General features: G+C 44.5%; 1 protein-coding gene. It reads right to left on the minus strand.

Annotated features, from left to right (window positions below):
• Window positions 1-467, minus strand: a 467-nt coding sequence (locus C6366_RS20965) for an acyl-CoA dehydrogenase family protein (protein WP_199221591.1), incomplete at both ends; no start/stop codon positions are given.

Below are 467 nucleotides of genomic sequence, written 5' to 3' on the forward strand. Positions count from 1 at the left end.
GTATATGACTTATTCCATTTTCAGTGGTGTGCGAAGTTTGCATGTTAAGCGCATCGCTGCCAAAGCCGGGTTCCGTTATCATCAATCCACCCATGTTCTGGTGGTTCAGAAACCTGTTGAAAACCTCTTTTTTTGCATCTTCCTGCGCATATTTTGCCACAGGTTGAAGAAACAGCGCAGAGTTTATGCCAAAAGTGAGTGATAGCGCCAGTGACTCATACGATGCTGTGGAAAGAAGCGCAATGTTTTCGCGCATAATACTACCTCTGCCGCCATACTCTGTTGGAATCCCAACCGAGAGCGGGTTCAGATCCATTATTTCACGCATTACAAAAGGGGGCATTCCTCTTTTAACAGCAAGGCTGTTTATGTCTGCACGCGTGTGAAAAACATTGTGCATGCGTTGCTTCAGTTCTTTCAGGAAGGTGTCGAAAGGTAATTGATGTTCTTTTTTGCTAATCATGAAG

This window comes from Desulfonatronum sp. SC1 (genome assembly GCF_003046795.1).
GTDB lineage: Bacteria > Desulfobacterota > Desulfovibrionia > Desulfovibrionales > Desulfonatronaceae > Desulfonatronum.